Here is an 18,270-nt window from a genome sequence, read left to right as displayed (position 1 = left end):
CCGCACCGGGGCTTCTCAGTTCTACTCGGCCAATGCCTCCGCGAGGTAGTCCGTGCGCTGCTGGACGATCGACGCCAGTGACTCCGCTGAAGCCGCCGCATCGCCGCCGTTCAGCTCCGCCGATTCCTGCGCCGTCTCGACTGCGTCGAGTGCGGCCCCGGAGGCGAACAGCGAGTCGTACAGCTCCTGGTAGGCGGTGTCGTACTCGTCCTGGAACGCCTCCGACGCGAGGAACCGCTCCTTCAACTCGTTGCCGCCCATGCTGAAGCCGCCACCCTCATCACCTTGAGGCATCTCGGCGCCGTCGGGCATCTCCATGCCTTCCGGAAGCTCCATGCCCTCGGGCATCTCGCCGAAACCGCCGCCGCCCATGCCGCCTCCGCCGCCGATCGAGGCGGTGTCGGCGGGGTCGAGGTCCGCGCTCTGGAGCGTCAGGTCCACGTCCCACGTGAGGATCGAGATGAGGCCGGTGTCGAAGTCGTACCAGAGGTAGTAGTTCTGGCCCGGCCCCGACATGTCGTCGCCGTTGGACACGAGGTTCTGGAAGGCCGTGTAGTTCGCGAACGACTCCACGTCGATCCAGTCGCCCAGCTCGGCGTCGAACGTCGCGTCGTCGGCCTCGCTCATCCACTCCAGGAAGTCGATGAGCGGCTGCGCGTCGTACGAGCCCTCCATGCTCAGCTGCTTGAAGTCGTCCTCGTACTCGTCGGGGTCGGCGCCCTGGTACGTGAACGAGCCGGTCGACAGGGCCTTGTACAGCACCCCGGCGTTCTCGCCGTACTCGTCCTCGGCCCAGGTCACGTCCATGATGTCCACGACCCGGCGGGTGACCGCCTCCCCGCCGTTGACCGACACCGTCGAGTACGTCCAGTCGTAGGAGGACTGGCCGCTCGCTTCGAGCAGCTCCAGGGTCACGGCCTCGTTGAGCGAGGTGCCCTCGGTCCCGCCGCCCATCGCGGAGTCCACGCGCAGGCTGATCTGCTTGTTGCCCTGGTAGACCTGCCCGTCAACGTACTTCGAGAAGTCCACGAGCCACGGCAGGCCCTCGGGGTCGTCGAAGCTGAGCGTCGAACCGCCCATGCCCCCCATGCCCCCGGCGCCGCCCTCGCCGCCGCCGGGGAACTCCATGCCTTCCATGCCTTCGGGCATCTCCATGCCCTCCGGGAGCTCCATCCCCTCGGGCAACTGGCCGCCCCCGGGGAAGCCCCCGCCGTCCTCGCCGTCGCCGCCGCCCGTCGACATGCCGCCGCCGAGCGCCGACAGCGTCGAGTTGCCCTTCAAGCGGATGCCCACGTCGGAGATGGTGACGCCGTCGATGGTGATGTCGGCCTTGATCCAGCCCTTCTCGCCGGAGTCCTCGAACTCCTCGACCATCTCGTCGTAGTCCGAGTCGCTGTACGACAGGCTGATCTCGTGCGCCACCGAGGTGTCGAACAGGTCGACCGTCCCCTGGATGTCGTTCGTGACCACGAAGCCCTCGTTGGCGTCCGAGTACACCAGGGCCGTCGCGCGCACCGTCCCGACCGCCAGTGTGAGCACCGCGATCAGCCCGACCGAACCCACGATGAGCTTCCAGTAGTGCCTGAGGCTCACCGGGATCCGGTGGCGCAGCTTCCTGCCCGCCACGGCTACAGGTCCGTCTGGTCGTAACCGGTCAGGACGGTCACCTGCTGGCCCGAGGTCACCTCGCGCAGCTCGCCGAGGAGACCCGACGGCTGCTTGCCCTTCTTGAGCCGCACCGTGTACGTGTACTCCAGGAGCGCCCCGCCGCGGATCGTCTCGATGCTGACCTGCTCGTACTCGTCGGTGTTGCGGATGAGCACGTCGTCGATGCGGTCGCCGTAGTCCTCGTCGGTGGGCACATGGACCTTCACGACCTGGCGCTGCACGTTATGCGCGAACCAGTTGAACCGGTACATGAGCACCAGCACCAGGCACACCACGACCGTCGCGATGACCGCCAGCAGGTAGAACCTGGTCCCGCAGGCCATGCCCACGCCCATCACCAGGAAGATGTACCCGACGTCGCGGGTCTCCTTGAGCGCGTTGCGGAACCGGATGATCGAGAGCGCGCCGACGAGCGCGAACGCCCGCGCCACGTTCGAGCCGACGATCAGCATGATCACCGAGATGATCATGCCCATGACGATGAGGGTCTGCACGTACGACTGGCTGTACGAGACGTTCCGGTGCGTCCACCGGTAGACGAGCCCGATCGTGCAGCTCAGGATGAACGACAGGGTCAGCGAGATGGCGATGTCCGCCACGCTGAACTCGGCCGAGAGGTCGTTGAAACTTGTCAGGAAGTCCATGGTCGCTTTCTGGGTCGGCTAGACGGAAGCCGAGGCTTCGTTCTTGGAGTGGACCGAGTAGTCGTCCTCGGTGGGGACGTGGAACACCGAGCGCGGCGCCATGCCGTGCGCCTCGATGCTCTGGCAGTACTTGGAGATCCGCACGACGGACATGCCGAGGCGCGCGGCCGTGTCGGTGACCCAGTAGGGGACCCGCTCGTTGGCCTTGACCTCGACGATCGCCTTGTTCGGGGGGATGATGAGCCGGTTCTCGACCTCGGCGCCGAGGTGGAAGTCGCGGTCGCGGCCCCGCACCCGGTGGTCGATCGTCACGCGCAGGCCCAGGTCCGCGTCCGACCCGAGGTACGCCTCGCGGCTGTACGCGGTGATCGCGGTGGCCCGCAGCCCGTGGCCTTCGACCAGGCCCATGACCTCTTCGAGGAACGGCCGCTGCTCCGGCAGGTGGTCGATGAGGACCGCCTCGTCGCACAGCCGCCGCGCCAGCAGGTACGGCACCTTCACGCGCCGCTTCTGCGTGACCCGGTTGACCCGCTGCTTGATCTCGATGTACACGGGCGTGTCGTCGTTCAGCTCATGCCGCTCGCCGTACGCGCGCACGCGGACCTTGCGGCGGAACCGCAGGCCCTCGATCTTCTCCCAGTAGTACCGCAGCGAGGCGGAGTCGTAGTACAGGCTCGCGACCGGGTACCCGCCGCGCACGTTGAACGGGTCGGCCTCCATGCGGGCGGCCAGCTCCTCGCGGAGCCGCGGGACCTCGTCGTACGACAGGAGGTACTTGATCTCGAAGCGGTTGAACGAGTGCAGCGCGCTGGCGGTGCGGCGCAGGTGTCCGGCGTCGGGTCCGGTCATTGGCGCTCCTTGTCATTCGGGAACGCAATGAGTCAAACCTCGCGAACTGATTTTGAACTCTGGGTTAACTCAAGATCAGCTCAAGGTCGACGGAGAATGAACGCGGTTCTCAGTCCTGTTGCGGCGCAGTCGACTCCGTGCCGCTCTGGATCTCGTCCTCGTTCACCTGGTCGTCCAGCGGGATCACGGTCCGGTCCAGCGTCACGTCCGTGTTGTCCCCGGCGCCGACCGAGATCGAGTCGTACGCGGTGAGCGCCTTCGTGTTCGGGTCGAAGTACAGGATGTCCATCTCCATCTTCCCCGACGACGAGGACGTGAAGTGGCGCAGCCCGCCCGCGCCCGTGGACCCCTCGACCATGAGCATCGTGCCGTCCCCGAGGTCCGACACCGACCGCTCGTGCATGTGCCCGGCCAGCACCAGCGGCACCACCCCGGCCAGCGGCTCGGCCATCGGGGGCTCGTGGACCATCGCCACGTCGGCGCCGCCCGCGTCGGTGATCGCGCCCGCCAGCCGCTCCCCGGACTCGGCGAGCATCTGCTGCACGTACTCCTTGCCCGGCAGGTTCCCCTTGTCGGGCGTGAACTGCGGGTCGGGCACCCCGCCGAAGCGCAGCCCCGCGATCTCCTGCACCTCGCCGTCGAGGATCACCACGTTGTCGTAGGCCGCGAGCGCCGCCACGGTGGTCGCCGAGTCGTGGTTGCCCTTGACGAACACGTACGGCGCGTCGATCTGCTCCACGCCGCGCGAGAAGATCTCGGCCTCCTGCTCGGAGCCCCAGTCATTCATGTCGCCCGTGTCCGCCACCGCGTCGATGTCGAACTGCCCGACCACGGTCTCCATCAGGTGCCACGCGTTCGGGTTCAAGTGCAGGTCGGAGACGTGCAGGACCCGGATCGAGTCGTCCTCGATGCCGACCTGCGGCATGTCCATCGCCAGCGTGTAGAAGCCGGAGATGTTCGTGACGATCTGCTGGAGGTCCCCGACGTACTCCTCGTAGTTCTCCGCGATGTTCTCGGCGCTGCCGACCACGCTGGGTGCGTACGTGAGCAGCCCCTCGTAGCGCGGCTGCGAGATCGACTCGGTCCGAAGCGTGCCCGCCGCGAAGCCCACGAGCGCGGTGGTGACCGCGAGCGACGTGACCCCGGTGAGCAGCGCCCGGCGCATGTTCCGGAACGCGAGCGCGCCGACCAGCAGCCCGCACAGCGTCACGATCGCGAGCGCCTCCACGGCCACGCGGATCACCGCGTCCGTGACATCGGTGGCGAGGCTCTGCGACGCGGTCGTGAACCCGTCGGGGGAGTTCATGATGTACTGCGCCTCGACCGGGTCGATCGAGTCGAGCGACAGGTCCAGGCCGATCGGCCCGTCGTGACTGTCGAAGATGATGTCGCCCAGCGGCGGGATTTTCACCTTCGTCTCGCCGCTGACGTCCGGGTGGATCGACACGGTCGTGTCGAACGGCCCGATGTCGGCCTTCGTGCCGCCGACGAGCGCGAGGCCCGCGGCGGCGGCCCCCACCCCGAGGGCCAGGATCGCGACGGCGACCGCGGCGCGGCGCGTCGCCGGGGAGCGCCTGAAGCGCGACCAGCCCGCGGCCGCCTTGCGCCACAGGGATCTCGCGCGCCGTGCGACGGGGCGTGCGGTGTCTCGGAGGCGGCGCAGGGCGGGGGACCGGTCGTTCATTTAGACCCTTCCTTGTGCGGCGTAGCTGGTGGAGAAGCGGATGATGCGGTCGTCGGCCTCGTTCGCGGTGCAGCCGCGCTCCTCGACGCAGCGGCCGTCGCGGTTCGAGGTCGTCACCCACAGCATCCCGTCGGGGCCCATGGCGACCGATCGTAGTCGACCGAACTCGCTGACGACGGCCGCTTGCGGTTCGGCCGCGGGCGCGCCGGACGAGTCGAACTGCGTGATCCAGAGGCGCTGGCCGCGCAGGCACGCGGTGACGAGCGAGTCCTCCAGGAACACGGCCCCGGCGCAGGACGCCTCGAAGGGCTCCCAGGTCAGGACCGGGTCCGTGTACTGGTCGTCGCCGGGGCCCTCGTAATAGGGCCAGCCGTAGTTCGACCCGGGTTCGATCAGGTTGACCTCGTCGGCGATGTCCTGGCCGAACTCGGTGGCGTACAGGTCGCCCGCGGCGTTCCAGGCGAGGCCCTCGATGTTGCGGTGGCCCAGCGAGTAGACGGGGGACGCGGGGTCGGGGTTCCCCTCGGCCGGTTCGCCCTCGGTGGTGATGCGGAGGATCTTGCCGCTCAAGGACTCCGGGTCCTGCGCGGTGTCGCCGTTCCCGGCGTCGCCGGTGGTCGCGTACAGGAACCCGTCGGGGCCGAATTCGAGCGCGCCGCCGTTGTGGTGGTCGGAGGCGGGGATGCCGGTGAGGACCGGTTCGGGCGCGGCGTCGGTGGTCGGGTCGATGCGGACGATCCGGTTGTCGTCATCGCTCGTGTAGTAGAGGTACACGGCGTGGTCGTCGTCGTAGGCGGGGGAGACGGCGACGCCGAGGAGGCCGCCCTCGCCGGTGTCGTCCACGTCGATCGTGCGCAGCTCGACGGGCTCGCCCGCGGTGCCGTCCTCGGCGACGGGGATCTGGAGGAGCCGCCCGGTGCGCTCGCCGACGATCGCGGTGCCGTCGGGGAGGAAGTCGAGGCCCCAGGGCACTTCGAGGCCCTCGGCGACGACGTCCATGAACGTCGCCGGGCTCTCGGGCGCGCCCGAGGGGGTCGGCAGGTTCGGGGGCTCGCCGGACTCGGGCTCGGGCGGCTCGCCGAAGGAGCACGAGGCGAGCGAGAATGCGGCGGCGGCAGCCGCCGCGGCCGTAAGCAACCTGCGCATGGCGACAACCTTATAGGCAGTCCACGACACGTCTCGTTCCCCGCGAATCACCGCCCCGGGGTCCCCAATGCGGCCCGGTTCTAAGCATGGCCCCGGCGGTCGAAAGCGATTGCTGCGGCTAGGCTCGGGAACTGTGAAAGTCTGGATCGCTCACGAAGAAGGCCGCGCCCTCCTGGGCGAACTCCCCGAAGACGTCGAGGTCGAGGTCTACGACGGCAGGTCCGACTACCCGTCCGACCCCGCCTCGGTCGACTTCTGGGTCCCGCCGTTCCTCGCCCAGTCGAAGGTCACGACCCCCTTGCGGGACATGACGTCCCTGAAGGCGATCCAGCTCCTCAGCGCCGGCGCCGAGGTCTGGGTCCCGGTCGTCCCGCCCGGGGTGGCCCTGTGCGACGCGCGCGGCGTCCACACCGGCGTCACCGCCGAGTGGACCGTCGGCGCGGTCATCGCGTCCATGCGCGGCTTCGACCTCTTCGCCCGCCAGCAGGCCCGCCACGAGTGGCGGGTCGAGTGGACCACCACCGCGGTCGGCAAGCGCGCCTTGGTCGTCGGCGCCGGGGACATCGGCGAGAAGGTCGCCGAGGTGCTCTCCGCGCTCGGCGTCGAGGTCGAGAAGGTCGCCCGCCGGGAACGCCCCGGCGTCCACCCGATCGCCGCGATCGAGACCCTGCTCCCGGAGTTCGACATCGTCGTCCTCATCCTCCCGCTGACCGACGCCACCCGCGGCCTCGTGGACGCGAAGTTCCTGTCCCGCATGAAGGACGGCGCGCTCCTCGTCAACGCCGCCCGCGGCCCCATCGTCGACACCGACGCCCTCGTCGCCGAAGTCGCCTCCGGCCGCCTCCGCTGCGCGGTAGACGTCGTCGACCCGGAACCCCTCCCCGCGGACCACCCCCTCTGGGACCTCGACGGCGCCCTCATCACCCCGCACGCGGGCGCCTCCGTAGACGGCACCCTCGACCGCGCCTACGCCCCCGTCGGCCCCCAGATCCGCCGCTTCGCAGCAGGCGAACCCCTCGACAACGTCGTCGCCGACGGCTACTGACGACTGAGGGGCGGTGCCGGAGACCGGCACCGCCCTGAATCAGCTCGGCGCCGTCAGCAGGGGCGGAAGTACCACCACGGCGTGACGTACGCGTTTCCGCTGCTCTTCGCGGTGTTGGACCAGACGACGGTCGACCCGTTCGAGGCGTAGGCCCGTGCGACCGTCCCGGTGGTCTGGTTGTTGTTGTACGGCCACGTGCCGATCCAGTTCGTGAGTGTCCACGTCTTGCACTCGTAGAACCGGTAGTTCGTGGTCGGGCTGTTGATGCAGAAGTAGTTCGCCGGGCAGCTGATGGCCGCCGCCGAGTAGTCCGACTCCGAGGCGAACGGGTCGACGGTGACATCGAGGCCGTCGTAAGCGATCTCAGTGGGGGAGACCTGCGTCCCTCCCGGAATGGACGCGAGCACGTCGTCGACCCGCTTCTGGAGCTCCGCGGCCTGGTCGGCCGTGAGGCCGGAGGCGATGGCCTCCGCGGTGAAGTCGGGCTCGGCCGCCTGGGCGGTCGAGCCGATGAGGGCGCCGACGAGCATCGCGAACGCGGCGACCAGCGAGAACGCCCGCAGCTTCCAGCGGCCGGCCTTCGTGTCGTCTTGCATGGGTTCTCCTTCTATCGGTGTGGATTCGATGCTCGCGCCCGCGCGCACGGGTCGGGCACGGATGGGGCACGGGTCCCGCATGCCCGATCAGAGCTCTCGAATCCGCCGACGTCGCCGCTGGTCAGTCCCGGTACGACCGCGCTCCGGCCGGACGGGGCCCGCGGCGGTGCACCGATCCGGCACGGATTGTGTGGGAAACTCAGAGTTCCGGTCAAGCTACTGGACGGAGTCTCACCCCCATGGATTTCCGCTTGCTCGGACCCCTGGAAGTGCGCGGCCCCGAAGGGCCCGTTTCGATCCGGGGCCGACACCATCCGAAGATCCTCGCGCTCCTCCTCGACGCGGCGAACCAGACGGTCCCGGTGGACAAGCTGGTCGAAGCGTTGTGGGAGGGCGATCCGCCCGTCACGGGCACCCGCCAGGCCCAGAACATCGCCGCCGGGCTGCGGCGCCAGCTCGGGCCCGCCGGGGCTCGCCTGGAGCGGGTCGGGCTCGGCTACCGGCTCGCCGTCCGGGCCGAGGAACTGGATCTGCTGCGCTGCAAGCGCTTGGAGGCCCTCGCCCGCGACCACCTCGCGGCCGGGCGGCTCGAACCGGCCTCGCAGGCCCTCACCGAGGCGCTGCGGGAGTGGCGGGGCCCCTCGCTCGCGGGCATGTCGGGGCGGCGGCTCGACACCGTGGGGCACCGCCTGGACGAGTACCGGCTCCGGCTCCTCGAAGCCCGCATCGACGTGGACCTGCGCCTCGGGCGCCGCGACATGCTCGTGGCCGAGCTGCGGCGGCTCGTCGCCGACCACCCGCGCCACGAGCGCTTCACGGCCCAGCTCATGGTCGTCCTGTACCGGTGCGGCCGCACGCCGGAAGCACTGCGCGCCTTCGCCGAACTCGGCGAGAGACTGGCCGAGGAACTCGGCGTCGAACCAGGCGCCGAAGTGCGCGACCTGCACACGGCGATCCTCCGCGGCGAGCTCCGGCCCGGCCCGGCCCCTGCACCGGCCGCCCCCGAGACCCGGCCCGTCGTCCCCGTGATGCTCCCGCCCGACAACCCCGTCTTCAGCGGCCGGCTCGCGCCGCTCCAGGCCCTCCACGCGCTGCTCGGCGAGCCCGCGCCCGGCCTCGCCACGGTCACCGGCACCGGCGGGGTCGGCAAGACCACCCTCGCCGTCCGCTGGGCCCTGGAGGTCGCCGAGCGGTTCCCCGACGGGCAGCTCTACCTCAACCTGCGGGGCTTCGACCCCCACAGCGAGCCGATGGCCCCCGCCGAAGGGCTCCGGCTCCTCCTCGCCGCCCTCGGCGTCCCGCCGCAGCGCACCCACACCGACCCCGGCACCCTGCTCTCCTTGTACCGCAGCCTGATCGCGGACCGCGCGGTCCTGGTGGTCCTCGACAACGCGCGGGACGCCGAGCAGGTCCGGCCCCTCCTGCCCGGCGGCCCCCGCACCTTCACGGTGGTCACCAGCCGCAACCGGCTCTCCGGACTCGTCGCCGCCCAGGGCGCCCGGCCGGTCCCGCTCGACCTGCTCACCCCGGGGGAGGCGACCGGCCTGCTGGAGGCCCGGCTCGGCAAGCAGCGCATCGCGGACGAGCCCGAGGCGGTGGACCGGATCGTGGAGTCCTCCGGGGGCTTGCCGCTGGCGCTGGCCGTCGTCGCGGCCCGGGCGGCGACCCGGGCGGACTTCAGCCTCGCCGCCGTCGCCGCGCAGCTCGACGGCGGTCTCGACGGGTTCGAGGGGGAGGAGCCCGCGACCGACGTGCGCAGCGTCCTCTCCTGGTCCTACCGGGCCCTCAGCCCCGCGGCCGCCCGGATGTTCCGGCTGCTGGGCCTGCACCCGGGCGCCGACTTCTCCGCGCCCGCGGCCGCGGGGCTCGCCGCGGTGAGCCACCGGGAGGCGCGGCGGCTCCTGCGCGAACTGGCCGCGGCGCACCTCCTCGCCGAAGGGGCCCCCGGCCGGTTCACCTTCCACGACCTGCTGCGCGACTACGCGGGGGAGCTCGCCGCCGAGCACGAGGACGACGCCGCACGCCGCGAGGCGGTCCGGCGGCTCCTCGACCACTACCTCTGCACCTTCAACCTGGCCGCGGACCTGGCCTCCCCCAGCCGCGACCCGCTTCCGATGCCGCCGGAGCACCCCGACGCCGTCCCAGAGCGCTTCGACGACCACGTTGAGGGCGTGCGCTGGGTCAAGGCCGAGCTGTCCAACCTGCTCGCCGCCGCGAACCTGGCCGCCCGCACCGGATTCGACGCCCACGTCTGGCCGCTCGTCTGGCCGACCACCTACTTCTCGCCGCGCGTCGGCGGCCGCCCCGGCGGCGTCGAGACCCTGGAACTCGCTCTCGCCGTCGCGACCCGGAACGGCGACACGACGGGCCGGGTGCAGGTGCACCGGCTACTCCACTGGCACTTCCTGTACATCGGCCGACTCGGTGAAGCGGACCGCCACCTCGCGAGGGCCCTGGACCTCTGCGACGAGACGGGGGTTCGGGCGCTGCGGCCGCGCATTCACCGCAGCTTCGGGATCCTCCGGGGCCGGCAGGGGCGGTTCGCGGACGCCCTCGACCACAGCCGCCGCGGCCTGCGGATCTTCCGGGAGATCGGCCACCCGAACGGCGAAGCGGCCATGCTCAACGCGATCGGCTGGTACCAGTTGCAGCTCGGGCGGACCGACGAGGCGTTCGAGCACTGCCGACGCTCACTGGAGCGGTGCGAGGCGCTCGACGACTGGTCCGGCCAGGGGATCGCCCTCGACAGCCTCGCCTCCGTGCAGCACGTGCGGGGCCGGCACGGGGAGGCGGTCGCGATGTTCCACCGGGCGATCGACCGGTTCGAGCGCGCCTACGACCACCCGAACCAGGCCGACAGCCTGGAGCGGCTCACCGAGGTCCACCGCTCCACCGGGGACCTGAGCGCCGCACGCGACGTGTGGCTGCGGCGCATCGGCGTCCTGGAGTACTTCGACCCGCACGGCGCGGCCGAGGCGCGGGGCCGCCTGCGGGAGTTCGCCTGAGGCGGTTCAGTCCTCGTCGGCGTCGCGCAGTTCCTGGCCGCCGATCTCCAGGACCTGGGGGAGGTTCTCGGGCTTGAGGGGGTCGAGCTTGATCTGGGACTGGTCGGCGAGTATCGCCTGGACGCCCTCGTTGCCCGTGGCGAAGCCGTCGATCTGCTTCCAGGGGATCTCGCGGGTGGTGAACACGCCGCGGACGGCGATGCCGTCGGTGGTGACGTCGACGCCGGAGCGCCACGCCCACATGGAGATCCCGAGCGGCGCGAAGAGCAGGACGGCGCCGAGGACGATCGAGACCGGGCTCCAGAGCGGCTGCTCCAGGATGAGCGACAGGGACAGCGGGGCCACGGTCAGCCAGGCCACGAAGGCCGCGCCGGTGATGGCCGCGGAGCGGCGGATGCGCAGGCGGCGGGTCGGGAGCGGGGAGTCTGCGGGCGTCATGGGTCCAGATTGACACACCCGGGCGCGGGGTCCGCACAGTGCCGGTCCGGTTTCTGTCCGATTGTCGCTTGACGTGAGCGCCCCGCATGGCACGATCAGGGCAACGGCAGCGGAACGAGCCTGGTGGGGGTGAGTGTGGCCGTCAAGATCACATTCCGTCCGACGACGCGACAGGTCATCGGCCGCGCCCTGTTCCTCGGCGGCGTCTCCGCGCTGGTGGCGCTCGTGCCCGCCGTCGGGTACATGCTCGCCGTCGGCCACTGGTACCACCTCACCCTCGGCGGCCTCGTGCTCGTCGCCGCCGCGGTGGCCCTCGCGGTCGCCTACGCGGGGGCTCGCCGCCACGGCGTGGTCCTCGACGAGCGCGGCATCCACCCGCTCGACACCCAAGGGGCCCAAGGCAAGCCCGAACGGTACGCGGCGTGGACCGAGGTCGCGGACATCCGTGCCGAGCGCCGCGCGGGCCGCACCGTCCCGGTCGTCTACGTGAACGACCCGGCGCAGAAGCCCTGGCGCCTCCGCGCGCCCTACTCGGGCCGCGCGCTCTCGGCAGACGCCGAGCTGGACGAGAAGATCTTCGTCATGCGGTCCCTCTGGGAGGGGTTCCGGCGGGGCCTGCCGCCGCGCCGCGGGGACGAATAGGGCATCGACCCGCGTCACTGGCGGCAAACGCGCGCCATCTCCTGAAACTTCCGAAACTGTTCAGCGTCAACGAGGCGGAATGCGATTGCCAATCGTGATTCTATCGTGACCTTTGCGGCGACTTACCAGCCTTGACGCTGTTTTGGCGGTGCCGTACGCTCACCGCTATTACCGAAAGTTTTCGGATCTGTTCCGGAAATACCCCAACAGTTTCGGTACGCCGCGGAGTCGTGCAGGGCTCCGCCGGACCCCTTCATGTGCACTGCGCGACCACGGAAGGAGCGCTCACCGATGAGCACTCAGCAGCCCCGCAGCAACCCCTCCGAGCGGCCCGCCCTCCAGTGGCCCGACCCCACGCTCACCCGCCGCGGCCTCGTCGTCTCCGGCGCCGCCGCGCTCACCGCCTCCGCCGCCGGATGCAGCTTCTTCTCCACCGAGAACGACTCCGGCGAAGGCGGCGGCGACAAAGGCCCCGAGGCCCCCATGCTCGCCGAGCGCGTCGAGGCCGGCGACCTCCCGCCCGTAGAGGAGCGCCTCCCCAAGGAGCCCCTCGTCGTCAAGCCCGCCGAGTCCTCCGGCCTCTACGGCGGCACCTGGACCACCGCCGTCACCGGCGCCGCCGACGGCCCCTGGCTCTGGCGCACCATCAACGACGGCCACCTCCTCGAACGCTCCCGCGACTGGGCCGAGATCCGCCCGAACATCGCCGTGAGCCTCGAACCGAACGCCGACGCCACCGAGTTCACGATCGTCCTCCGCGAAGGCGTCAAGTGGTCCGACGGCGAGCCGCTCACCACCGCCGACGTCGAGTTCGCCTTCGTCAACGTCGCCTCCAACCCCGAACTCACGCAGGGCTTCCCGACCGAGCTCTCCTCCATCGACGGCAGCCCCGCCGAACTGGAGATCGTCGACGACTACACCTTCATCGTCCGGTTCAACTCGCCCAAGCCCCTCTTCCGCGACGACATGGCGACCGGCACCTCTGGCCAGCGCTTCACCATGTACCCCCGCCACTACCTGGAGCAGTTCCACGCGGACTTCAACGCGAACGCCGACCAGGAGGCGATCGACGAGGGCTTCGACGGCTGGGTCGCCCGCTTCACCTCCAAGGGCAACCTCTGGAACTTCATGTGGGAGAACCCCGACCTCCCCACGCTCCTGCCCTGGATCTGCAAGAAGCCGATCTCCGACGCCGACTACGCCCTCTTCGAGCGCAACCCCTACTACTGGAAAGTGGACGAGGACGGCAGCCAGCTCCCGTACCTCGACGAGGTCCGGTACAACATCATCGCCGACGTCGAGACCATGTTCGCCCACGCGATCAACGGCGACTACGACTTCCACTCGCGCCACTTCAACGACAACGCCCACCGCGCCGACGCGGTCGACAACGAGGAGAGCGGCGGCTACACCGTGCTCGACCTCGAATCGACCTACTCCAGCGACATGAACCTCGCGTTCAACATGAACCACGAGAACGCGGCCCTGCGCGCGATCTTCCAGGACAAGCAGTTCCGCATCGCCATGTCCCACGCGATCAACCGCCAGGAGCTCATCGACGTCCTCTGGAACCGCGTCGGCGAGCCCGCCCAGGCCGCCCCCCGGCCCGAGTCCCGCTTCTACGACGAGGCGTTCGACACCCAGTACCTCGAATACGACCCCGACACCGCGAACCAGCTGCTCGACGCGGCCGGGTACGCCCTCGGCTCCGACGGCGTGCGCGCCGCCGCCGACGGCACCCGCCTGGAGTTCACGGCCGCGGTCGCCGATGACGCGCTCCTGGGCACCATCTGGATCAACGCCCTCGACATGATCGTGGACACCTGGGCCGAAGTGGGCGTGCAGCTCCACATCGGCAGCCAGCCCCGCGAGAACTGGCAGGTCGTCGTCAACGAATCCGACTTCGACCTGACCGTGTGGACCGGCGACGGCGGCAACATCGACGAGACCACCTCCACCTACTGGTACATGGCCGCGGGCCCCGGCGGCGGCGCGTTCTTCGCCCGCCAGTGGTCCGAGCTGTACACCAACGGCACCACCCAGGACCCGCTCGTCGCGGACCCGCCCGCGTTCATCACCGAGCAGTGGGACCTCTACGACCAGTTCAAGGCCGAGCCCGACGAGGCCGCCCGCGACGAGGTCTTCAAGCAGATCCTCGCCATCGCCAAGGAGGAGTTCCTCGCCATCGGCACCGTCCGCGGCCAGGGCGCGTGGGCCGTGGTCGCCAACCGGCTCAAGAACGTCGGCGGCACCATGCCCGAGAACCCGAGCTACGGTACGCCCGGCCCCGCGGCGCCCGAGCAGTGGTTCATCGACCAGAACTAGTCAGGCAGAGGGACAACCGTGCTTCGATACCTGGGTCGCCGTGCGCTCTACATGGCGGCGACGCTGCTGGCGATCTCGCTGGTGGTCTTCGTGATCATCAACCTGCCGCCCGGCGACTACGTGACCGCCCTCCAGTCCCGCTACGCGGCGCAGGGCCAGGGACTGACCACACAGGACCTGGAGAACCTGCGCGTCAGGTACGGCCTGGACGGCAACCTGCTCCAGCAGTACTGGCACTGGTTCACGCAGATCGTCCTGCACGGCGACCTCGGTATGTCCTTCGAGCACGAGAAGCCCGTCTCGCAGGTCATCGCGCCGCGCCTGGGCTGGACCATCGCGGTCTCGCTCATCACGCTCCTGGTGACGTGGGCGCTGGCGTTCCCGATCGGCGTCTACTCGGCCGTCAAGCAGCACTCGGTCGGCGACTACGCCGTGACCACGGTGGGCTTCCTGGGCCTGGCGACCCCGAACTTCCTGATCGCGCTGGTGTTCATCTACTTCAGCGTGACCTGGTTCGGGTCCGTCCCCTCGGGACTCTGCTCGCCGGAGTGGTGCGACGCGTCGTGGAACCTCGGGAAGCTCCTGGACCTGCTGGCGCACTTGTGGATCCCGATGGTCGTCATCGGCACGGGCGGCGTCGCGGGGCTGGTGCGGATCATCCGCAACAACCTGCTCGACGAGCTGCGCCGCCCGTACGTGACGGCGGCGCGCGCCCGCGGCGTCCCCGAGGGCCCGCTGCTGCGCCGCTACCCGCTCCGCGTGGCGCTCAACCCGTTCGTGTCCACCATCGGGTGGATCCTGCCGCTGCTGCTGGTCGGCGACATCGTCGTGGGCCAGATCCTGAGCCTCCCGACGCTCGGGCCGATCCTCCTGGGCTCCTTGAAGTCCCAGGACATGTACCTGGCCGGGTCGATCATCATGGTCCTCAGCGTCGTCACCGTCATCGGCACGCTCATCTCGGACCTGCTGCTCGGCTGGCTCGACCCCCGCATCCGACTCGGACACCAGAGGTGACGCCCCGATGACGCTCAAAGAGTCGGACGCCCCCGACGGCATGACCCCCAGCCCGAGCGAGGTCCAGCGCACCCGCGCCTCCCAGCGCCAGCTCGTATGGTGGGCCTTCAAGAAGCACAGGCTCGCGCTCGTCTCCGCGTGGCTCCTCGCCGCGATGCTCGTCGTCATCGCCCTGTGCGAGTTCATGGCGCCCTTCACGGACCGCCACCGCGACGCCGAGTACACGACGGCCCCGCCGCAGGTCCTCAAGCTCTGGGACACCGACGGCCCCGACGGGTTCCGCTTCGGCCTCCACGTGGACGGCTACACGTCCGAACAGGACCCCCGGTCCCTGCGGATCACGTACGAGCCCGATCCCGAAGACCGCGTGGACGTCGGGTTCTTCGTCAAGGGCGAGGAGTACGAGCTCTTCGGCCTCATCCCCATGGACCGGCACCTCATCGGGCCCAAGGACATCGACGACCCGATGTACCTGTTCGGGACCACCACCGACGGCCAGGACCTGCTGAGCCAGCTCGTGTACGCCACCCGCGTCTCCGCTTCGGTGGGCATCATCGGCGTGCTGCTGGCGTTCCTGCTCGGCATCGTCCTCGGCGGCGTCTCGGGGTACTTCGGCGGCTGGATCGACAACGTCGTGCAGCGCGTCATCGAGCTCATCATGTCGGTCCCGTCGATCCCCCTGTGGCTCGGCCTCGCCGCCGCGCTCCCGGCCACGATGGGCCCGGTGGGCAGGTACTTCATCATCACGACGATCCTCGCGCTCGTCGCGTGGACGGGCCTGGCGAGAGAAGTGCGCGGGCGGTTCCTCGCGCTGCGCTCGGAGGAGTTCGTGACCTCGGCGCGCCTCGACGGCTCCAGCCACGCGCGGGTCATGTTCCGGCACATGCTGCCCTCGTTCTCCTCGCACGTCATCGCCGCGCTGAGCCTGTCGATCCCGGGCATGATCCTCGCCGAGACCGCCCTGTCGTGGCTCGGCATGGGCCTGCGCCCGCCCGCGGTCTCGTGGGGCGTGCAGCTCCAGGACGCGAGCAAGTGGAGCGTCCTCTCAGGAGCGCCGTGGCTGCTCATCCCGGGCCTGTGCGTCGTCCTGGTGGTCCTCGCGTTCAACTTCGTCGGCGACGGCCTGCGCGACGCCGCCGACCCCTACAAGCACTAGGTGAGCAATGGAGCAACCCTTGAAACCGCTGCTGGAGATCTCGGGGCTGCACACCAGCTTCGGCACCTTCGACGGGAAGGTCCGCGCCGTCGACGGCGTCGACCTGGAGGTGCACGCCGGGAAGACCCTCTGCGTGGTCGGCGAGTCCGGCTGCGGCAAGTCCGTCACCGCCCGCTCGATCCTGCGCCTCGTGGAGGACTCCGGCTCCATCGATGCAGGCACCATCACCTGGCACGGTGACGACGAGCCCTTCGACGTGCTCTCCCTCGACCCGCGCGACAAGCGCCTCCAGAAGCTCCGCGGCGGCGACATCGGCATGATCTTCCAGGAGCCGGCCGCGTCCCTGCTGCCGCTGCGCACCATCGGCGCCCAGCTCATCGAGACGCTGCGAATCCACACCGGACTCGACAAGAAGGCCGCCCGCGCCAGGGCGATCGAGCTGCTCGACGCGGTCGGCATCCCCGACCCCAAGCGCCGCATCGACGCCTACCCGTTCCAGCTCTCCGGCGGCATGTGCCAGCGCGCCATGATCGCGATCGCGCTGTGCGCCAACCCGTCCCTGCTCATCGCCGACGAGCCGACCACGGCCCTCGACGTGACGACCCAGGCCCGCATCCTCGATCTTCTCCGGGACCTCCAGGCCGAGCACCGCATGGCGGTCATGTTCATCACCCACGACCTCGGCGTGGTCGCCGAGCTCGCCGACGAGGTCGCCGTCATGTACCTCGGCCGCGTGGTCGAGCGCGCGCCCGTGGACGAGCTCTTCGCCGATCCCAAGCACCCGTACACGAAGGCGCTCCTCGCCTCCGTCCCGGTCCTCGGCCGCGACCGGGGACGCGACCTGCCGACCATCCCCGGCACCGTCCCCAACCCGCTGCACCGCCCGTCCGGCTGCTCGTTCCACCCCCGCTGCGCCGAAGCGATCGCGGGGAAGTGCGACATCGACGCACCGCCCGAAGTGGACTTCGGGGGCGGGCGGACCGCCGAATGCGTCCTCTACGACACGGAAGGGGCCAGCGCATGAGCGACCCGCTCCTGGAGGTCCGCGACCTCCACGTCCGATTCCCTGTGCGCCGCAACCTCCTCGGGCGCACCACGGTCGAGAACCACGCCGTCTCCGGCGTCGACCTCGCGCTGGTGCCGGGGGAGACCCTCGCGCTGGTGGGGGAGTCCGGGTGCGGGAAGACCACGCTCGGGCGCACGATCGTGGGCGCGCAGAAGGCCACGAGCGGCTCGGTCCTGTTCGAGGGCAAGGACCTCACGGCGATGCGCGACCGCGACCGGGCCCGCTACCGGCGACAGATCCGCATGGTCTTCCAGGACCCGTTCTCGTCGCTGAACCCGCGGTTCACGCTGCGGCAGATCATCGGCGACCCGCTCGTCGCCACGGGCGAGGCCCGCGGCTCGGAGCTGGAGGACCGCGTCGCCGAAATGATGCGGCGCGTGGGCCTGAGCCCGGACTACATGGACCGGTACCCGCACGCGTTCTCGGGCGGGCAGCGGCAGCGCGTGAACATCGCCAGGGCCCTGATCGTCAACCCGCGCCTGGTGGTCGCGGACGAGCCGGTCTCTGCATTGGACGTCTCCGTGCGCGCCCAGATCCTCAACCTGCTGCGCGAGCTGCAAGCCGAACTGGGCCTGACGTACCTGTTCATCTCGCACGACCTCTCCGTCGTGGAGAACCTCGCGGACCGCGTGGCGGTCATGTACTTCGGGCGGATCGTGGAGCTCGCGTCGACCGCGGACCTCTACGAGCGCCCGCAGCACCCGTACACCGAGGCGCTCATGTCGGCCGTCCCGATCCCGGACCCGGCCCTGAAGGGCCGCGGCGGCCGCATCCTCCTGCCCGACGAGCTCCCCGACCCGTCGAACCCGCCCCCGGGCTGCGCGTTCGCGCGCCGCTGCCGCCACGCCGAGGCGGGCCGGTGCGACACGGGCGAGATCCCCCTCGACTTGAGCTCATCGCCGGCTCACGAGTTCGCCGGACGTGGCGCCCGCTGCGTGCGGCGTGGGGAGCTTGACCTCCAGGGCATCGTCGCGACACAATCCTGAGTACGT

General features: G+C 70.2%; 15 protein-coding genes. 8 read left to right on the top strand and 7 right to left on the bottom strand.

The window, feature by feature from the left end; translation table 11 throughout:
• Positions 1 to 21 precede the first annotated feature (21 nt).
• The 5 genes from AB0A65_RS22500 to AB0A65_RS22480 form a co-directional block, all read right to left on the bottom strand.
• Positions 22 to 1,626, bottom strand: coding sequence for a CotH kinase family protein (locus AB0A65_RS22500; RefSeq protein WP_359954053.1), 1,605 nt, complete (start codon positions 1,624 to 1,626; stop codon positions 22 to 24).
• 2 nt (positions 1,627 to 1,628) lie between these two features.
• On the bottom strand, positions 1,629 to 2,312 hold the full coding sequence (locus AB0A65_RS22495) for a DUF4956 domain-containing protein (RefSeq protein ID WP_359954051.1): 684 nt from the start codon (positions 2,310 to 2,312) through the stop codon (positions 1,629 to 1,631).
• Positions 2,313 to 2,330: 18 nt separating this feature from the next.
• A complete protein-coding gene (locus AB0A65_RS22490) occupies positions 2,331 to 3,161 on the bottom strand; it encodes a polyphosphate polymerase domain-containing protein (RefSeq protein WP_359954049.1) in 831 nt (276 codons plus the stop codon).
• Between the two features lie 109 nt (positions 3,162 to 3,270).
• Positions 3,271 to 4,845 carry a metallophosphoesterase gene (locus AB0A65_RS22485; RefSeq protein WP_359954047.1) on the bottom strand — a complete coding sequence of 525 codons (1,575 nt, stop codon included), beginning with the start codon at positions 4,843 to 4,845 and terminating at the stop codon, positions 3,271 to 3,273.
• Positions 4,846 to 5,991 (bottom strand): PQQ-dependent sugar dehydrogenase, encoded by a 1,146-nt coding sequence (locus AB0A65_RS22480; RefSeq protein WP_359954045.1) that lies wholly within the window; start codon positions 5,989 to 5,991, stop codon positions 4,846 to 4,848.
• Positions 5,992 to 6,124: 133 nt separating this feature from the next.
• Here AB0A65_RS22480 and AB0A65_RS22475 point away from each other — a divergent pair, with 133 nt between their 5' ends.
• Positions 6,125 to 7,036 carry a 2-hydroxyacid dehydrogenase gene (locus AB0A65_RS22475; RefSeq protein WP_359954043.1) on the top strand — a complete coding sequence of 304 codons (912 nt, stop codon included), beginning with the start codon at positions 6,125 to 6,127 and terminating at the stop codon, positions 7,034 to 7,036.
• A 53-nt stretch (positions 7,037 to 7,089) separates the two neighbouring features.
• Here the strand turns inward: AB0A65_RS22475 and AB0A65_RS22470 are convergent, their stop codons facing one another.
• Positions 7,090 to 7,632 carry a hypothetical protein gene (locus AB0A65_RS22470; protein WP_359954041.1) on the bottom strand — a complete coding sequence of 181 codons (543 nt, stop codon included), beginning with the start codon at positions 7,630 to 7,632 and terminating at the stop codon, positions 7,090 to 7,092.
• Positions 7,633 to 7,883: 251 nt separating this feature from the next.
• Here AB0A65_RS22470 and AB0A65_RS22465 point away from each other — a divergent pair, with 251 nt between their 5' ends.
• Entirely contained in the window at positions 7,884 to 10,637 is a 2,754-nt protein-coding gene (locus tag AB0A65_RS22465; RefSeq protein ID WP_359954039.1) for a BTAD domain-containing putative transcriptional regulator, read from the top strand.
• 6 nt (positions 10,638 to 10,643) lie between these two features.
• On the opposite strand, the gene AB0A65_RS22460 is transcribed toward AB0A65_RS22465, so the two are convergent.
• Entirely contained in the window at positions 10,644 to 11,075 is a 432-nt protein-coding gene (locus tag AB0A65_RS22460; RefSeq protein WP_359954037.1) for a PH domain-containing protein, read from the bottom strand.
• Positions 11,076 to 11,204: 129 nt separating this feature from the next.
• On the opposite strand from AB0A65_RS22460, the gene AB0A65_RS22455 reads away from it, so the two are divergent.
• From AB0A65_RS22455 to AB0A65_RS22430, 6 genes are all read left to right on the top strand, one after another.
• Positions 11,205 to 11,717 carry a hypothetical protein gene (locus tag AB0A65_RS22455; RefSeq protein ID WP_359954035.1) on the top strand — a complete coding sequence of 171 codons (513 nt, stop codon included), beginning with the start codon at positions 11,205 to 11,207 and terminating at the stop codon, positions 11,715 to 11,717.
• Positions 11,718 to 12,008: 291 nt separating this feature from the next.
• Positions 12,009 to 14,042 carry an ABC transporter substrate-binding protein gene (locus tag AB0A65_RS22450; protein WP_359954033.1) on the top strand — a complete coding sequence of 678 codons (2,034 nt, stop codon included), beginning with the start codon at positions 12,009 to 12,011 and terminating at the stop codon, positions 14,040 to 14,042.
• 18 nt (positions 14,043 to 14,060) lie between these two features.
• The gene (locus tag AB0A65_RS22445; protein WP_359954031.1) at positions 14,061 to 15,056 is read left to right on the top strand and encodes an ABC transporter permease; all 996 of its coding nucleotides are present in this window, start codon (positions 14,061 to 14,063) and stop codon (positions 15,054 to 15,056) included.
• A gap of 7 nt (positions 15,057 to 15,063) precedes the next feature.
• Positions 15,064 to 16,212 (top strand): ABC transporter permease, encoded by a 1,149-nt coding sequence (locus AB0A65_RS22440; protein ID WP_359954029.1) that lies wholly within the window; start codon positions 15,064 to 15,066, stop codon positions 16,210 to 16,212.
• A gap of 7 nt (positions 16,213 to 16,219) precedes the next feature.
• Entirely contained in the window at positions 16,220 to 17,236 is a 1,017-nt protein-coding gene (locus tag AB0A65_RS22435; RefSeq protein ID WP_359954027.1) for an ABC transporter ATP-binding protein, read from the top strand.
• Entirely contained in the window at positions 17,233 to 18,264 is a 1,032-nt protein-coding gene (locus tag AB0A65_RS22430; RefSeq protein WP_359954025.1) for an oligopeptide/dipeptide ABC transporter ATP-binding protein, read from the top strand. The genes AB0A65_RS22435 and AB0A65_RS22430 overlap by 4 nt, the downstream gene beginning before the upstream one ends.
• Positions 18,265 to 18,270: the final 6 nt, after the last annotated feature.

The organism is Glycomyces sp. NPDC047010 (genome assembly GCF_040644205.1).
Classification (GTDB): domain Bacteria; phylum Actinomycetota; class Actinomycetes; order Mycobacteriales; family Micromonosporaceae; genus Glycomyces.
The sequence above is the reverse complement of the archived record's forward strand: the minus strand, read 5'-3'. Positions and strand labels throughout refer to the sequence as shown.